At 55.1% G+C, this 17,666-nt stretch carries 14 protein-coding genes and 1 riboswitch; all 14 genes read right to left on the bottom strand.

What is annotated here, in order from left to right; genetic code table 11:
* Positions 1 to 143: 143 nt before the first annotated feature.
* Entirely contained in the window at positions 144 to 623 is a 480-nt protein-coding gene (locus BLR06_RS07780) for a metal-dependent transcriptional regulator (protein WP_092071172.1), read from the bottom strand.
* Between the two features lie 146 nt (positions 624 to 769).
* Positions 770 to 3,520 carry a heavy metal translocating P-type ATPase gene (locus BLR06_RS07775; RefSeq protein ID WP_092070883.1) on the bottom strand — a complete coding sequence of 917 codons (2,751 nt, stop codon included), beginning with the start codon at positions 3,518 to 3,520 and terminating at the stop codon, positions 770 to 772.
* 177 nt (positions 3,521 to 3,697) lie between these two features.
* Entirely contained in the window at positions 3,698 to 4,108 is a 411-nt protein-coding gene (locus BLR06_RS07770; RefSeq protein ID WP_092070880.1) for a 3-hydroxyacyl-ACP dehydratase FabZ family protein, read from the bottom strand.
* Between the two features lie 141 nt (positions 4,109 to 4,249).
* Complete coding sequence (locus tag BLR06_RS07765) at positions 4,250 to 5,578, bottom strand: class I adenylate-forming enzyme family protein (RefSeq protein ID WP_092070877.1); 1,329 nt, start codon at positions 5,576 to 5,578, stop codon at positions 4,250 to 4,252.
* 3 nt (positions 5,579 to 5,581) lie between these two features.
* Complete coding sequence (locus tag BLR06_RS07760; RefSeq protein WP_092070874.1) at positions 5,582 to 6,736, bottom strand: thiolase family protein; 1,155 nt, start codon at positions 6,734 to 6,736, stop codon at positions 5,582 to 5,584.
* Positions 6,733 to 7,284: a biotin transporter BioY gene (locus BLR06_RS07755; protein ID WP_092070871.1), complete on the bottom strand. Its 552-nt coding sequence runs from the start codon at positions 7,282 to 7,284 to the stop codon at positions 6,733 to 6,735. Before BLR06_RS07755 ends, BLR06_RS07760 begins: the two co-directional genes overlap by 4 nt.
* Positions 7,285 to 7,501: 217 nt before the next feature.
* Positions 7,502 to 8,926, bottom strand: coding sequence for an outer membrane protein assembly factor BamB family protein (locus tag BLR06_RS07750; protein WP_092070868.1), 1,425 nt, complete (start codon positions 8,924 to 8,926; stop codon positions 7,502 to 7,504).
* The gene (locus tag BLR06_RS07745; protein ID WP_092070865.1) at positions 8,926 to 9,813 is read right to left on the bottom strand and encodes an energy-coupling factor transporter transmembrane component T family protein; all 888 of its coding nucleotides are present in this window, start codon (positions 9,811 to 9,813) and stop codon (positions 8,926 to 8,928) included. The genes BLR06_RS07750 and BLR06_RS07745 overlap by 1 nt, the downstream gene beginning before the upstream one ends.
* Entirely contained in the window at positions 9,785 to 11,443 is a 1,659-nt protein-coding gene (locus BLR06_RS07740; RefSeq protein ID WP_173812816.1) for an ABC transporter ATP-binding protein, read from the bottom strand. Before BLR06_RS07740 ends, BLR06_RS07745 begins: the two co-directional genes overlap by 29 nt.
* Position 11,444: 1 nt before the next feature.
* A complete protein-coding gene (locus BLR06_RS07735; RefSeq protein ID WP_092070859.1) occupies positions 11,445 to 13,151 on the bottom strand; it encodes a hypothetical protein in 1,707 nt (568 codons plus the stop codon).
* On the bottom strand, positions 13,152 to 13,919 hold the full coding sequence (locus BLR06_RS07730) for an energy transducer TonB (RefSeq protein ID WP_139164460.1): 768 nt from the start codon (positions 13,917 to 13,919) through the stop codon (positions 13,152 to 13,154).
* Positions 13,916 to 15,061 (bottom strand): adenosylcobinamide amidohydrolase, encoded by a 1,146-nt coding sequence (locus tag BLR06_RS07725; RefSeq protein WP_092070853.1) that lies wholly within the window; start codon positions 15,059 to 15,061, stop codon positions 13,916 to 13,918. Before BLR06_RS07725 ends, BLR06_RS07730 begins: the two co-directional genes overlap by 4 nt.
* A 75-nt stretch (positions 15,062 to 15,136) precedes the next feature.
* Entirely contained in the window at positions 15,137 to 16,090 is a 954-nt protein-coding gene (locus tag BLR06_RS07720) for an ABC transporter substrate-binding protein (RefSeq protein WP_092070850.1), read from the bottom strand.
* The gene (locus BLR06_RS07715) at positions 16,091 to 17,056 is read right to left on the bottom strand and encodes a sugar phosphate isomerase/epimerase family protein (protein WP_092070847.1); all 966 of its coding nucleotides are present in this window, start codon (positions 17,054 to 17,056) and stop codon (positions 16,091 to 16,093) included.
* A gap of 380 nt (positions 17,057 to 17,436) precedes the next feature.
* A riboswitch (cobalamin riboswitch) is annotated at positions 17,437 to 17,617 on the bottom strand.
* Positions 17,618 to 17,666: the final 49 nt, after the last annotated feature.

Below are 17,666 nucleotides of genomic sequence, written 5' to 3'. Positions count from 1 at the left end.
GGGGATGCAAAAATTCCGCGCGATAAACAGCGCTGATTTTCCTGCATCCCCTTGCGTTCGGGCCCTTTTCAGCCTTGTAATGGTTTATACAGACTGTTTTTTGATATTTTCGGCCAATTCCGGGATTGGTCCCTCATTTTTTCTCAGGCTGAATCATCCCCGGTATCATCGGGAACAATGCCCGCCTCGACCGGTGAAGCTTCAGCAGGAGCGGTCGGCGACTCCATAAATTCCAGATAGCGCTTATATACATCAGGATTATTTTGCATAAACAGGCCCAGCGACTTAAACGAATCAATCGTTGAATTGGAAAGATAATGTTCAATCGATTCAGCCTCGGCGGAAATATCGCAATGCACCCGGATAAGCATTAAAAATTCCTGTAAAGTCTGATTGCGTTCAATCAAAAAACTGCCCATTATCCGGCCTTTTTCGGTTACCCCAATCAAACCGTATTTCTGATGGGTAATAAACCCCTTGGCCAGCAAACGCCGCATTGCTTTTGTTACCGACGGGGTCGAAACGCGCAGCTTGCGGCTGATATCGGTAACCCGGACCGTTTCGGTGGTCAAAGACAAACGGTAGATTTCTTCCAGATAATCCTCCAGACTTGGTGACAGCATCAGCGCACCTCCATTTTGCTCAACCGGCAACCAGGTTTTGTCATTTTGTATATACTTATGCTTATGAAAAGAAAAGAGAACTAATAAAATCAGGGTGTCATACAACATAAGCATTGTAGGACACCCCGCGAGGCCAATTTTTGCGGCTATTTGCCGCCATATAATAAACGCATGGAATTTAGCACACACAATATGGATACGCCGGTATCGGCAAATACCGCCATCCACATGGACGCAAAACCGGCCAAGCCCAAAACCATGACCAGGCCCTTTACCGCCAGGGCAACCGTGACATTCTGCCAGGCAATCCGGTTGGTGCTGCGGGAAATTTCCAGCGCTTCAGGAATCGCCTGCACCTGAGAGGTCATAAATACGACATCGGCCGCCTCAATCGCCGCATCCGCGCCGCTGCCCATCGCCGCCCCGACATTGGCGCCGGCCAGTACCGGCGCATCATTGATGCCGTCGCCGACAAACATTACATCGCCGTATTGCGACCGGAGCTGCTCCAGCTGAGCCAGCTTATCCTGCGGCAGCAGTTTCGCCCGCACATCATCAATACCGGTAGCTGCAGCCACTGCCTGGGCCTCGCTCTCGGAATCGCCGGTCAGCATGGCCGTAATAATCCCCAGTTTTTTGATGGCGGCAATGGCCGCCGGTGCATCCTCTTTAATCGTATCGGCGATCAGAATATAGCCGGCAAATTTACCATTTACAGCGACAAACACTTCTGTGCCGAACTGCTTGCCCTGATATTCCGCCAGGGAAACATGAAACATGTCCATCAGCCGGCGGCTGCCGCATAATACTTCGCCTGCCTCGACCGTTGCTTTAACGCCTTTCCCGGCGATCTCCTCCACAGCCGACGGGCGTTCAAGCGCCAGGCCTTTTTCTTTGGCTGCCTCCGTGATACTGACCGCAATGGGATGGTTGGAGGACAATTCGCTGCTGGCGCCTAGCGCTAACAGTAAATCAGCGTCAATATCCGCCGCCGGAACCACGCTTTGCACAATAAAATTCCCCTGGGTAATGGTTCCTGTCTTATCCATCACCACGGCCTTAACCTGCCGCATTGCCTCCAGAGACGCTCCGCCCTTAAATAAAATCCCTTTCTTCGAGCCGGCGCCAATACCGGCGAAAAAGCTAAGCGGCACACTCAGTACCAGTGCGCACGGGCAACTGATGACCAGAAAAGTCAACGCGGTATAAATCCAATAATCCCAGTTGCCGGTGACCAGGGACGGAATAATTGCGGTGGCGGCGGCGCCGGCCACGACAACCGGCGTATAGACGCGGGCGAAGCGGGTAATAAACCGCTCAATCTGCGGCTTGTTGGCGGCGGCGTTTTCCACTGCGTCCAGGATGCGGCTGACCATCGATTCCTCAAGAATTTTTTCCACCCGGATTTTTAAAGCACCGGACGTATTCAGGCAGCCGGAAGTGACATTGTCGCCGAATGTAACGCGCACCGGCACCGGTTCGCCCGTCACCGGCGAAGTATCAATCCGGCTTTCGCCCTCAATCACAACACCATCCAGCGGTATGCGATCCCCTGGCCTTACCAGCAAGATATCTCCCACATGAATTTCTTCGGCATGTTTAATGCGTACTTCCTCGCCGATAAGCAGGTTGACCACTTCCGGACGCATATCGACCGCGTCCATAATCTGCCCGCGGCTCTTGGCCACAGCCTTATGCTCAAAATATTCACCAATACGGTAAAACAGCATAACGCCAACCGCTTCGGGAAATTCTTTAATCGCAAATGCACCTAAAGTTGCTATCGTCATAAGAAAATTTTCATCAAAAATGTGGCCCCGGGTCAGGTTCTTCAATGCCGTTAATACGATCCGCCCGCCCAAAATCACATAAGCCAAAACAAATAACGGTACAAGCGCCGGCTCAGGCACAGCCCCTACGAACTGCGCCAGAATAAACAACCCGGCGCCGGCGCCAATTTCCAGTAAAGCTCGTTTTTCCTCCGAGAATGCCGGTGTTTGTCCCTGCGCCGAAACCGCATCAGCGGCTTCCCCCGGCTTGCCTTTAGGGGCGCGCTCCACAATTCTCACTCCGGCTTCCACGGCTGTGCAGATTTCCTGCATCGCAGCCAGCAGCTCGTCCGGTGATTTGGCAATTACCCGCAGTTGCTTCGTTGCATAAGTTATCGTAGCCTGAGCTACTCCCTCCAGCGCGTTGATTCTTTCTTCCATTTTTGCCGCGCAATTGGCGCAGCCCAGATTTTCCAGCAGATAAGTTTTGGTCTGTAAGCCGGCGGAAACACTTTCCTTGCGCGCCAATACCTTAACATCCGGCTCGATTTCAGAACAAATCGCCTGGATCTGAGGCAGAATGTTTTCATGATCCGCCGCCGATAACCGTAGTTGTTTGGTAACAAAGCTTACCACCGCATATTTTACGCCAGGCAGTTCCCTGATTTTGTATTCCATCTTGGCGGCGCAATTGGCACAGCCCAGATTTTGCAGAAGATAGACCTTCTTGACGCAGTCTTCATCCGGCATCCGGCAGGTACAGTTGCCCAGGCTTTCCCCGCAGATATCACAATAATCGGCATGGGGGTGGCAGATTTCACACTCGCAATTGGCGGGATGGCCCGGCGCATGATTGCCGGATATGCCAGCCTCTTGCCCATGCGCATGGCTGTGCCCGTGCCCGCAGCACCCCGCAGCAGACACCTGCGATTCTTCCTGGCGGGAGTGGTCATGTCCATGCGAATGGCTATGCCCGTGTCCGCAACACCCCTCGTCAGACGCCTGGGATTCTTCTTCATGGCAGTGGTCATGTGCATGGAAATGACCGTGTTCAGGCCCGCAGCAGCCCCTGTCAGCCGCCTGCTCTTTCTCCGCAAAACTTACTGCCCGCCCCGTTCTTTCACTCATCCTGTTATCCTCCTTCCAGACAATTGCGCCGGCCCTCATATCCGGGAAAATAGCACTTCCAACCTACTTGATCGTATGCACTGGTTCTTTTGCCTAAATAATAATTAACGTATGAATATACGTTCATACGTTAATTATGAATCGGCCTTTTCCATTTGTCAATAGTAAACGGCCTGTTTAACGGAACTTTACGCAGCACCAGGTTGCGGACAGGCACGGTTGATCCCCGCAAAAACCGGCTCCGGTTTGGCGCAGCATTCTTTTTGTTATTTTATGCGTGCTTACCTTCATTGTCACAACCGCCGGCGGCTCAACGACTGCCCGCCACCGCACCCGTTCCAGCACGGCCAGTCCCCACAGTTCATCGCCGGTCAGCCCCATCCAGGCCAGTCCGGCGCCGCCGCACTGGATCAGCCCTTCGACCAGAATTGCCCCCGGAACGATGAATCTGCCATCAAGCTCCTGGCGAAATAGAAAGTCCCGCTCATATTTTTTTACGCCGACAATCTGGCTGCAGCTGGCCGCAAGCAGCGCATCAATAAATAAAAACGGCTCACGCTGGGGCAGCAGTGTTTTTATATCGTTCATTCAATCCTCCCGTAAGAAGCCTGCGCGCCGGCATCCCGTATCCCGGTGTTGTTGTCAGCCGGCGCTTGCTGACCGGCCGCCACTCCGTTTGGCTGTTGCCAATCAGACTTGCCGGCCAAACACCCGGCAGAAGGGCGGCTGTCATTTTGGACTGCGCTGATAATTCTCCTTTAATTTCAACCGGTCAGCCTTCCCATTCGCCAAACCTGGAATTGTTTCGACAAAAACAATGATTTGAGGACAGCATTGACGATTGATGCGGCTACGGCAAAAAGCCCGGATATCAGCGGCCTGGATGTCCGGATCCCGCCTGACGATCCACGCGCATACCCTTTGCCCTCTGACCGGATCTTCGACCCCGCCGACAACAGCATCGGCAACACCGGGACATTGGCGCAAAACCGCCTCCACCTGTTCGGGAATGACCTTGACCCCGCCAAAGTTAATTAGCCCCTGCCGCCTGCCGAGCAAGATAAGATATCCATTTTCATCGATTTTCCCTAAATCGTTAACCGTCGCTTTGGGGCGGTAAGCCGGAGCCAGATAGGGGCTTTCCACCCAAATGACCCCATCTTCAATCGTAATCGTTACGCCCGGAAATGCTTTGCCCACAGATTGAGGGCGGGCCAAAAGATCCGCCGCCACCGCGTAGCTTACATGCCCAAGCTCGCTGGCTCCGTAATATTCAACTATCCGGGCCGCGGGAAAACAGCCGGTTAAAGCCCGGACAGCGCCGTCATCCATTTTTGCTCCCGCCGTCACCAGTGATCTTACCGAACCAACCGGTTCCGGCACCAGTTGAAGCAAAGTCCGGTAATGCGCAGGAACCATAAACACGGCGCTAACGTGGTGCGCCGTCATTTCCCTAAACCAGGTGCGGGGATTGCCGGCAAAGACAACCGTTCCTCCTTCAGCCAGCAAATGGAGGCAGGCATTGAGATTGGCCGTATAGCTAAGATTCCCGGCCAGATAAAGAATATCCGCCCCGTCTATTCCAAATACCCTGCTTTGGGCGGCAAAAGCGCTGGTCCAGCTCTGATGATCCCGCCAGATAATTTTCGGCGTTCCCGAGCTTCCTGAACTCAACGCGCCTAAAAAAACAGCGCTCCGGTCAATTGGCGGAAGCGCTGGAGCCACCGCAGCCGCTGGCTGAAAGCCGTCCTGAATATGATGCTGCAGCGTATACCGCTTGATCAACTCCGCACACAAAGCCGCCGGAGACGCGCCATCAATCAAAACGCCAACCCCGCCGGCTTTGACGACAGCGAAAAAATGCAACAGTTGAGCAACAGGATCCGATAACTGGATGAGCACCCGATCCCCGGTCTGAATTTGTGCGGCCAGCCGTTTGGCCAAATACTCCATTTGCCGGTTAAATTCCCGGTAAGTAAAGCGCTTGTTGCCGTTTATAAGACAAATCTTTTCCGGCTGCTTTTGAGCCACAAGCTCAAATGACTGGTAAATCAACATAACTTAACACCTCTCCAGCAGGACGGCGACGCCGATTCCGCCCACCGCCCCAATAGCGGCCGCGCCAAACCGTCCCTCGCCCTGCTCCAGGACGGTCAGCAGATGCAGTAAGATCATCGCCCCCGAAGCGCCGTAAGGATGGCCATAGGCCAAAGCGCCTCCCAGTTGGTTGACCTTTTCCAAGCAAAGCCCCAGTTCACGGCAGCAGGCCAGAATCTTAACGGCAAAGGCTTCATTAATTTCAATCGCATCAAGCTGCTCCGGCCGCAAGCCCTGTTTATCCAATAGCCGGCGAATTGCATTTACAGGTCCCAGGGGAAATACATTCGGGTCACAGCCTGTACTGACCGTTCCGGCAATACAGGCCCCGGGCCTAAGTCCCCGGCGCTGCATTGCGGCCCTGGAAGCAATCAGCACTGCCGCCGCCCCGTCATGCTTTAAACAGGCATTGCCGGCCGTAATCCGGCCGCCTGCCGCAAAAGCGCCCTTCATCCGGGCCAGCAGCCGGCTGCTCATGTTGTCCCGCAGGCATTCATCATCCCGGAGAATAGTCCCCTGCCAGGCCAGCGGCAGGATGATATCCTTCAACACTTTGCGCTCTCTGGCCTGACAGGCCTTTTTATGGCTTAAAAGAGCCAGCTTGTCCATATCTTCCCGCGAAATATCCAGTTGACGGGCCAGAGCTTCAGCAGCCTCCCCCACACCGGGGTTGCCCACCGCCGGCGGCGAAAAAGGCGCCTGCTCGTAAAAGGCAGCTTCACCCGCAAACCGGGGATCGTTAACGTTGAATTGGCGGCGCGGCGCCATACTGGTGCTCTCAACGCCGCCGGCAATGACCAGTTCAGCCTGCCCGGACCTGATTTGCGCAACCGCCAGCTCGACGGCGCTTAGCCCCGACCCGCACTGCGTATCCACCGTCAGCGCCGGGCAGGCATAAGGCCAGCCCGCTTCCAGGACCGCCACTCGCGCAATATTACCGCCCGGTCCTACCGCATTGCCGAGAATAACCTGATCAATGTCTTGCGGGGCCAGGCCGTAACGGCTGATGATTTCCTGCAGCACACCGGCCGCCAGCTGTTCCGGCAGAAAGCCCTTTAAGATTCCATTGGTTTTACCGATTGGCGTTCTTAACCCGCCAATCAGGTAGGCCTCACTCATCGGCTTCCACCAAACTTCTGCCGCTGCCGGTTGACCATTGCCCCAATCACCGTGGCGACTGCAACCTTAAACAAGTCTCCCGGAATAAACGGCAGCGCTCCTGCAATCAATGCTTTTTCCAAACCCATGCCGGTAATAAAACTTAACCAGGACACGCCGAACAGATAAACAAGAACAACCCCGCCGGTCAAATTGGCCAAAGCCAGACGCCAAAGCTGATTATCCCGGCCCTTTAACCAGGCAATAAGGCCAACCCCCAGCAAAAAGCCGAAATAATAGCCGCCCCGCGGCCCCAGCAAAACGCCAATGCCGCCTGTCAGCCCGGAAAAAACCGGCACACCCGCCGCGCCCATCAAAACCAGCGTCAGCACGCTAAACACCGCCTGCCTGACAGTCAAAATCGTACCGGCCAGCATAATGCCCAGGCTTAACCCCGAAATGGGCACCGGACTGATCGGCAACGGTATGGAAATAAACCCCAGAACAGTGGTCAAAGCGGCAAACAGCGCCGCATAAACAAAATCAGTCAACCCCATTTTCTTCTCCATATTCCCCGCCTTGCTTCTTATCTTTTTTTAACTCCCGTTGATGAACACATAGTAAATTATAGAGGAATCACTACCACTAGTCAACCAGCAAATCGGCAAAGGTTAACGATTTGGCGTATCAGTGTCTTGGCAAAGTTGTGAATTAGGATTAGACAGTGTAGATTTTTTTGCAAAAAAGATACGCTGGCTAAGCCCAGGATTTAACTTTGTCAAGGCACTAGTTGCGTCGCTCAAACAGCAGCAGGCGGTAAGTGCCGGTAATGCTGCCGTCATCCAGCTGCAGGGGAGCCTCGACGCCTGCGATATACCGTTGATCACTGCTGACGGCCACGCCGACGCAAGGTCCGTTCATGGGGAAAAAAGAAATCAGCGCCAAGTCCGGTAAGGACAACACATACAGGCCATGTATGCCGGTATCCCGGGTTTTAGTGTTCCGCCCAACGGCCAGAACTGCCTGATCGCCGCCGACACTGAACTGCTCAATCATGCCGCCGGTGGTATACCGGCTTAGCAGCATTCCCTGCCGGTCAAAAACAAACATACTATTGCCGCCGGGATGCTCAACGGGCGTGGGCAATTGCCAGTTGGCCCGGTTATAGGTATTGCCGGTAGTCAAAACAACCCCGAATTCGGTGTATTGCACATTGGAGCCAACGGCATTAATGCTGACCCCGGCGATTGTCCGGGGACGGCTGATACTTCGCTGCCAGATATTCCGGCCATCGCCGTCAAACAAATAGCCCCGCCCGTCGCTGGAAACACCGGCAACATACCTGCCATCGGCCGAAATATCCGGACTGGAGCGCATAGTGGTGTTTTGATACGGAGGCACCGGTTCAATATTCTTACTCCATAAAACTGAGCCGAGACGCCCATCCAGGCAATACATGGTATCGGTAAAACGAACCGAACTGCCGGCATCCCAATTGGCGGTGCCAAAGACCAGCTTATCACCGGCGTCGTCAACGCTAAGCCAGCTGACCCAGGAATCCAGGTTGCTGTCCGCCGGAAACATCGCGGTGATGTTTCCGGCCGGCGACAAACGGTAAATCCGTCCGTAATATTGGCTGCGTCCGTCGGCATATTTGCTATACCGCTGTCCGGCGGCGTAAATATTGCCGGCCTGATCGGCGGTAATACTGACAATGCCGGGAAAGGTCTTTTGCTTAAGGTCAACGCCCAATTGCTCCACAGAGCTTTGCCGCCATAATTCTGCTCCGGTTTCGGCATCCCAGTTAAGCAGGCTGCCCTGCTGGCTGGTTTCACCGATCAGCAGGCTGCGGCTGTCGCGGGCAAAATGCAGCGCACTGATTTTGCCCAGCCCCAGCTGCTTCCGCCACAATTGGCGGCCGTCTGTCCCCATCATGACGATATCGCCATTTTCCGTCCCTACCGCCAGATAGCGGCCGTCCGGAGAAAACTGGACAAATCCATGCGTAAAGCCCATACGCCGGTAGTTGAAAACCTCCACTTTTCCTAAGGGAATATCGGCGACCCTTCGATAAGCGTCATTAACGCTCGCCGGCTGCCCGGGAGAAAATGCCGCCGGCAGCGCCCCGGCATAAAAAATATGCATTCCCAAAAAACTCAGCGTAATCGCCAGCAGCGCCGGCGGCAGCCAGCCTATCAGCTTATCCATCATCACAGCCACACTTTCATTACATCATACAGCACGCGCCAGCCGGCCACATACAGAAGGCCGTTATATTGCAGCAGGTACATGAGTTTTGCGATCATTGCCGCCACCGTACCGGCCAATAAAAAATAAACGGCAATTTTCTGCCGTACCGGCCACGCAGCATCGGCCAAGCAGGGGCTGCCGCGCCCGAAGCCCCTGCTTTGTACAGAAAGGGCCAGGGTTGCGGCCCGCCGGACAGTCCGGGCCAGAATAGGAAACAGGGTCTGCATTGCCGACTGCAAAAAATGTCGGACTGACAGCGTTTTTAACGGCTCAAAGCCCCGCAGCCGCTGAGCGGTCAATACAGTCGCGGTTTCTTCGGCAATCACCGGCAGAAAGCGCAGCCCGGTGATCAGCATAAAGGCAAGCTCGTACGGCATTCTCCAGGCCAGAAAGCCTTTAAGCAATTGATTGGTATTGGTGGTCCAGCAGACGAGCAGTCCCAGAGCGGACATAATGGAGGTTCTGAGAGCCTGAACAGCGCCATGTTCCAGCCCTTCCCGGTAAATATACAAACCGCCGCTCAACTGACCAAATACCGGTATGCCCGCCGGCAGCAGGCAAGCGACGACGGTACGGGGCTCCTGGTTGTAAAACAGCGCCTGACTGGCCATTGAGCCCCAGATGCCAAACAAGATCAATAAACTAAGCAATCGCCATTTAGCGGCCGGCATTTGCGCCCAAAAATGCAAAAGCAGCGTCAAAATCAATAGAATAAACAAGGTAGCGGCACTGTCAATCAGTATTGCCAGAACCGCCATCGTCAGCATAACCGCCAGTTTGGTCCTGGCATCCAGAGCGTAAATCAGGGTTCGGCCGGACTCAGTCCGCCATATTTGCTTGTTGTACATAACGCACCACCTCCTGCACGGTTAAGGCCGTTCCACCGTATAGCCGGGCGGATATAGCCGCCACTGCAGGTATTTTCAGCCCCAAACGGACAATCAGGTCCTCATCGGCAAACACTTTCCGGGGATGGTCGTCAGCAGCGATCCGGCCGCAATCCAATACAATCAGCCGGTCGGCAATTCCGGCCGCCACCTCGGTATCATGCGTGCAAAAGACTACCGTCCCGCCGCACCGCACATACTGCTGCAACAGCCGGACAATATCGTCAATGTGCCCGATATCCTGCCCGGTTGTCGGCTCATCCAGCAATACAACCGCCGGCTGACGGGCCAGCACGGCCGCAATTGCCACCCTCAAACGCTGGCCGCGGCTAAGCGCCAGGGGGAAATCCCGAACCAGCCCGCCTAAGTCAAGCTGCGCAAGCATGGCCGTATCTATCGGCCGGCCGCCATTGCCAAAACCAATTTCAGCGGCAACGGTTTGATTAAACAACATCAAGTCAGGATTTTGCAGCACCATGCCGACCTGCCGCCTCCCTTGCTTTACCGGTTTGCCAAGTATCTTTACCCAGCCGGTCTCAGGCTGCAGCAGGCCGCACATCTGCTGCAGCAGAGTAGATTTCCCGGCGCCGTTATTCCCCATCAGCGCCACAAACTGACCGCAGGGTATGGTTAGCCGGATTTCGTGCAAAACCCGCTCAGCCTGCGGCTGATAAGCAAACGTTACATTCTCCAGTTCGACCGCCGGTTGCCCCGGAACCGGAAAAGCAGCCTCAGCCGTCTGCTTCTTCCTTGGAATGTCCGGATACAACGCTTGAATGGCCTTAACGGCAGCCCCCGCAGCAAACGACCCGGGGTTCACCCCCAGCTCCCGGCATACCGCCACCGGCTGAGGAATGCGCAAATGGTGTGCGGCCAGCACGCCGGTATGCTCCAGCAGTCCGGCGCAGGGTCCCTGCCAGACAATCGCGCCGCCATCCATAATGACCACCCGGCTGCACAATGGCAGTACCTCATGCAGCCGGTGTTCAACAATAATGACGGTAATGCCGTGTCTGTCGTTAAGCCGGGTTAAAATTCCAAGCACTCCGGCCGCTCCCTGAGGATCAAGCTGGCTGATCGGCTCATCCAGCACCAGCACCTTGGGGTTGGCCGCCAAAACGGCGGCAAGGGCCAGCCGCTGTTTTTGGCCGCCTGACAATTGACCGACCTCTGCCCCGGCTTTGCCTGCCAAGCCAACTGCCGCCAGACTCTCCTGCACCCGCCCGGCAACCACCGGGGCCGGCAGCCCCATGTTTTCCAGGACAAAGGCGACTTCCTCAAAGACCGTGGCCGAGAAAATCTGATCGTCCGGACTCTGAAAAACCATCCCTACACTGCGGCTAAGCACAGCAATATCATGCTCCCGCGTATTCTGCCCGTCAATGAAAACCGCTCCCTGTAAGCAGCCGCTGTTTTCATGGGGAATCAGACCATTGAACAGCTGCAGCAGCGTGCTTTTGCCGCAGCCGGTGGAGCCGGTAATCAAAACAAACTCGCCGGCGGCAATCTGCAAATTAATATTGACCAGGCTGGGCGTCAGCCGCTGACGGTAAGTAAATGATACATTGCGCACCTCGACCAAATGCTGCAAGCTAATCCCCTCCCACCCTGGCCAGCCGGCTGCCCAGTACAGTGCCGCAAATTGCGCCCGCCGCAGTATACACGCAGCCATTCATAATCACCAGCAGCAATACGTACCATTCGGCGTAATACATCCGGTATAGAAAGGCGGACGCTTGTAAACCGGTATAGGTAGCCGCACTGTCGGCAATCGCGCAGACGGCGGCCAAAATGAAGGCATTACGCCAAAAATCCGGTTTACCGGGCGCAGCTTCGGCCAGGCCGCTGCGGTAAAATCCGCTGAAATAAAGCAGTGTTTCCAATAACAGCGCACAAACTCCATAGGACATAAGCATGACCGGCGAAAAATGACCGAAGGCCGCCAGGCTGAGCAGCATTCTGACCGTCAGCATCAAAGCGGCTGTCCCGGGACGGGGAATAAGCACAAGCAGGGAAACAACCAGCATATATAAAACTACGCCGCTGAAAAAACCACTGATCAGCACCCCGAACGGTCCGAGCAATACATGAAACAAATCGCTCAAAAAAGCAGCCGGAATATTGACCAGCACAAACGCCGCCGCCCCGAACAAAGCGATGGTGATCAGCCAGCGGACCTTCATCCCCGCAAACAGGCGTTTCAGGCGGCGAACGGCAAAAACAGCGCCCGCCAGGAGGGCCAGGGCGGCCAGCAGCACGCTGAACATTGCTTTATTGTCCTTTTTGACAATCGTTAATCCAAGCTCCCGGCTGAGCGGCGTTCCGCCGCCCGACAGCTCGGTATGCAAAATATACTCACCATTTTTCAGCAGCCGTTCATCAACATATACCGGCACCTGAATTCTTTGGGCGGCCTCGCCGGTTATTGCCGCAAAAACCGTCAGACTGCCTTCCGTGCCGGCCAAAGCTCCCGCATTTTTATCCTCACCGGTAGTCCCCGGCGTAAACAAGCCAGGCACCGGCTGCCGGGTATTTTTGTCCAACAGCCGTGTTGTCACAACCGCCAGCTGCTGCAAGCCGGCAGGATTCTCTATATCAATGCCCAGATGGGTCAGCGGATGCATAGCTTCAATTTCCTGATTGGCCGCACCTTTGCCCCGTAAAAAATTTTTATAATAATCCAGGCTGCGATCACGCAGCGTCAGGGTATTATGACTAAGCCGCTCATCACGCTTACCATCCTTGTCCAAAGGCAGTACCAGACCGGTGATGGCAATTTTTTCTCCGCCGCCGGCGACGTTTTGACCGTCAACAACGAAGGCAAGCATTTGCCGCCGCTCTCCGGCCGCTATTTCCAAACTGTAAGCGCCGGCCGCCAGCCGGCTGTCAATCACGATAGGCACCAAGTCAAACCACTGATCAAAGCCGCCCGCCAGGGCCAGGGACTGTTCAACAAAACGCCGGCCGTCCCGCTCCCCGGCCGTCCAGTTTCCGGCGGCATCCGCCAGACTAAGGCCGGGCGGCAAAAACAGCCGGACGGCTGTCAACTGCCCGGCGCCGGTGCGATTTTCCACGCTGATAAACAAATGGGTCTGCTCGCCGGGCATGACATAGCCGCGGTCTTTTCCCAGATAATAAGGAAACTTTCCCTCCAGCAGGATATTGTCCTTTGCCAGTCCTGCCGGAGGCGGCCAAAAACAGGCCAAAATAATTACTAATATAGCCCACCGGCTTAGCCGTATAATAATTCCGTCACCACCCTGCCGCCTTTTCCCGTACAGAGTATCTGTATTTTGCACTCACCGGGCGCTGCGGTTATTACTCATTAGCTCGAAAACCACCGGTAAAGTGGTATAACTAACAACACTCTTACCGCTGCTTCGGTCTTTCGCCGGTATAAACCGCCATCTTTTCACGGCATCGATTGCCGCCCTGTCCAGCAGCTCATAACCGGATGAAGCTGCAACACTGATACTGCCGGTGCGGCCATTGGTCAAAACTTGAATACGCAGCACAACAGTTCCGGCCTGGCCGGCATTACGGGCTTCGTTGGGATAAGCCGGCTCTACTTGGCTTAAAATGCCCGGCGGGGCCAGGCCCCCACCGCCCGTCCCGCGCCTCCCGCCGCTGCCGCCACTGCCGGCGGCACCGCCGCCGGCAGTGGCTGAGACCGCTCCCCCGGCGCTGTTCCCCATACCGGATGCTGCAGCTTCTTCCGTCGCGATCGCTTCAGGAGAAGCTGGGGCCGGTGAATCCCCGGGGCGTAATTCAGGAAGTTCAGAGGCGGTTTGCCGCTGATCAGAGTGCGGAGGCCTACGCACCGGCTGGCTCTGTTCCCCGGGCGGCGTCCCTGTATCGCCGCCAGCCGGGCCGTCTTGTCCCGCAACCCCCAATTCCAGTTCAATGATTTGCTCGGCAATCACCGGCTGCTGGAAGAATGGCCCGGCCAGCCAGCCCAGTCCCGCCAATACGAACAGGTGAATCAGGCATGATATTGCCGCCGCTTTCGGAAATCTGCTCTCTGCTGTCATCCCTTTCACCTCGTCTTCAGTTCGCCAGTCCTTCAACCCTGCTGCATGTTCAGCCCCGCTGCATACTGCGGCAATCCTTCGTCTGACCCGGCCTGAAGCCTGCCGTCCAGCGCCTGCACCAGCATGTTGCGCCAGGCTGCAATCAGCCCTGGCAGCGCCGGCCTTACCGGCGGGCAAGCCGGCGCCTCGCTTAACCTTGCCGCCAGTTCCAGCAATTGAACGGCGGCGGGCTGCACCTCCCGCGGCCCTAACAGCCCCCAGTCAAGCTGATCCAGCAGGTGCACATATAATGAAGTATAAATAACAAAACCCGATTGTTTATCCAGCTGATAAAGTTCATCCATAAACAGGGCCTTAGCCACCGGGGACTCAGAACCAGCCCGATACTGAAGCCAAAGTTCCTCTTCGTTGACTCCGTATCGTTTCAGCCGTTTCAGTACACTGTACTGCCGTTCAGGCGATAAACCGCTTTGTCTGAACAGCGCCTCTTTTACCGCTCTTGTTACCGCCCGGCCGATCAGTTCACCCAATTGGGACTGATTGCCGGCCTTCTCAACAACCATGGCTGCGACCGGATTAGCCACAATGATCGTCGAATCGGTTCCCGAACCGGTTGCCAGACCGCTTGAATAGTTGCTGCCGACCATCAGTTCCTGCAAGGCGGCCGCCTTGGCTTCGGTACAGTCGACCAGTGCCTGGGTAAGCGCGCCGGGTGTTAAATCTGCGTCAATGTAGAGCAAAATGTTAATTGTACCAGGCTGATCAAGAACAGCCTTCTCTATGGGCTGGTAGTATTCGGCCGGATCGCCGGCCCGCCCGCCGTTGACCTCCACCCCGCCGGTCACCAGGGCGGTAACGGTTAGCTGTCCGAACCGTTCTTCAGCAATCGCAACATTATCCATTGACGCCGCTGTCGCCATCCCGGTTGCCTTAGCCGGGTCAACGCCAAGCTCGGCGGACACAATCCTCAGGTGTCCTTCATAGTCCGGAGCTTTCATTGTACAGGCCATACCGGCGCCGGGATTACAGTCATGGTTAAATACCGCCGCCAGATCTGTCCGGTAACCGCCATTCAGCACTGATGTGCTGAGAACCTTGCGGGGCCTGTTAAACAATATTAGAATGCTTTTATAAAACCGGTAAGCCACATCCCCGGTTGATAACGTATAAAGTTTCATCCGCCGCTCCTATCCCGTCGCCATTTTCCCTACAGTCAACTCAGCCGCGCTCATCCCTGCAGCGATTCCTGTCCGTCATTGCCAGTCCAGCTCCGGATACGCCGCTCTGGCTACTTCGCGAACGCCATCGACAATATAATGAGAGGCGCTGCTTTGAAACCGGTCAGGCACCGGAATCAGCCTGTCGTTCTTTACGGCTTTTACCGACTGCAGCCCCGGATCGCTCCGGACTTTTTCCCGGTATTGCCCGATATTGTTCCGGCCCGTAGAATCCCACATTGGCATGATCAACACATCTGGATTCACCTTGATCATTTGTTCCTTGGACATCAGATCAAATTTGCCGAGCCCCGCAATCGCCCCGCCATTTCTAACCCCGGCGTATTTACAGATATCATCAAACAAGCTGCCGGTTCCGCCGGTGGCGCCAAGCAGCGAGAACTGAAGGACGATCAGGCGCTTATCCGGTGCAACCCGGTCAACCTGCTGACGGACAGCGGCCAATTCACTGTCCATACCGGCAATTAACTGTTGTCCGGCTGCTTCTTCCCCTACCACCCTGGACAGTTCCCCGATCATTTGTTTTATTTGCTCAATGGTATTGGGAGCATGATACACATATACCGGCAAACCGGCCTGTCTGAGCGTATCAATCAGCTCCTGCGGCTGCCAGTCAGGCACCAGCAGCAAATCCGGCTGCAAGGCAATGAGCTGCTCCGGGTTAGCCCTCACCTTGGTTGCGATGCTTTGGGCCTGTGCGGTAATATTGGAAATCCCCGGGTCATCGGCCAGGTACGTTAAAGCGGCGATTCTTTCCGGCGCAACCAGATGCACAAGCACCTCATCCGTACCAATCGACAGCGAGGCAATTCTTTGCGGTTTATGCGGCAGTTTAAGAGTCTTTCCCTGGCCATCCTGCACCTCATGAGCAGACTGCGGCATATCGGCCGGCCCGCCCTGGAACCCGCCGCAGCCGCTCAATGCTGCAATCAGCAGGAAAACCAGCGCCGCATACCCCAATCGTTTCAATTAACCTTCCTCCTTTAATTGCAGCGCTTTCTGCTGCTGCCTGACTTTGGCCGACCATTCATCCATATTCTTGTTGATAAACTCATGAACCACATAGCGGGGCTGCACATAATCAATGATCCGGCGCACCTCCGGAGAACTAAACGGCAAATGCTCGTCAATTTTTGCTATATGGGCGAAGATATCAGCCGGTTCCGCTGATTTCACCGCCTGCCGGCAGTTTTCTTTCACATATTGGCCGGACAGGGAGCGGTGCAAATGAAGGCCTTTGATATAATGCCGGTATAAACCCAGTTTTTCCACTGTCTCCAGAATATAATCCACGCCCTCGGCTTCCGTGGTCAGTTCCAGGTTCGTGTTCATCAAATGACCGGTATCCAGCATAATGCCGCAATTGCCGTGTTTTACGCCGTCCAACAGCATTGCCGTCAGCTCCTTATCCTCCAGTGTGAGACCCGGCCACCACAAATTTTCAAACAGCAATTCCAGATCTTTTGGAATATCCTCGGCCAAAACGTTGATCACCTCAACTGTCGCAGCGATCACTTCCCTGGAACTGTAGCAAAACTGCCCGTCAAACAGCTCGGACATCCGGGCGTTACAAACGTGAAACACCACATATTTTGCTCCGGCAGTATAGGCCATACGGATATTGTCCCGGTATACCTGCAGCCATTCCGCCCGGGTCGGGCCGCCGTAAAGGCTGCTGATTTCGGCCTGGCTGCCAAACTGGCGGAGCAGCTCAGCCTGATTCCCATGCCAGAAATCAAGCCAGCTGGGCCAAAATCGCAAATGAACGCCATGAATCCATTCCTGGCGATGAACCCGGGCGTCCCAAGGCCCGCAAAACATCATTTCAACTCCATCCAGGCGATGATGGTGTAAAAAGGCCTGAAGGACATCGGCGCTATGGTGAATCAGCTCCGCCTCTGAACAATGATTCGATAAATTAACGAGTTGCAGCATAGCCAGCCTTCCTTTCCCCAGGGCGTGCTTTCAAACTGCCCTAGTTTATCGTACCGTTCGTTGCCTAAAAGCAAGGGGAACTTTTGTCCATGCTTCAGGAAAGGAACAGGGTTTCATCGATCCAGCATTTCCTGTAATTGAATAAAGCTGTTCCATAACCGTTCGGTTAAATGACGCATGCCGCGCAAACCGGCCAATGGCCGGGGATTCAGGATTTCAAAAAGCCTGTCCCTTTAAAACGGCGAAAAGCATCCCCGGCGGGGATGCTTTTATTATTGAACATAAAAGCCCGGTATCAATCAATATACCGGGGCGAAATAAGCACAGCAGCACAACTGCCGATCATGCGCAAATCCCCTCCCCATCTCTCGCAGGTTGTAACGGTGATTGTCATATAGGCAGTTCTCCTGGCTCAGATTCATCGCTTGCCAAACCTTCCCAAAACCTCAGTTTCAGTGGCATTTTTTGGGGTTGCTCATCATTACAGTGGCGGGACCGCGCCGGCATTGCACCGGACTTCCCTATTAAGCCCAACCGGGCACCTACACCAACATATGCAATTGTTCTACTCACGTGTAGTATTACATTTTGAGCAGCGCTTTGTCAAGTC

Origin of the sequence: Dendrosporobacter quercicolus (assembly GCF_900104455.1) — a bacterium.
Taxonomy (GTDB): domain Bacteria; phylum Bacillota; class Negativicutes; order DSM-1736; family Dendrosporobacteraceae; genus Dendrosporobacter; species Dendrosporobacter quercicolus.
The sequence above is the reverse complement of the archived record's forward strand: the minus strand, read 5'-3'. Positions and strand labels throughout refer to the sequence as shown.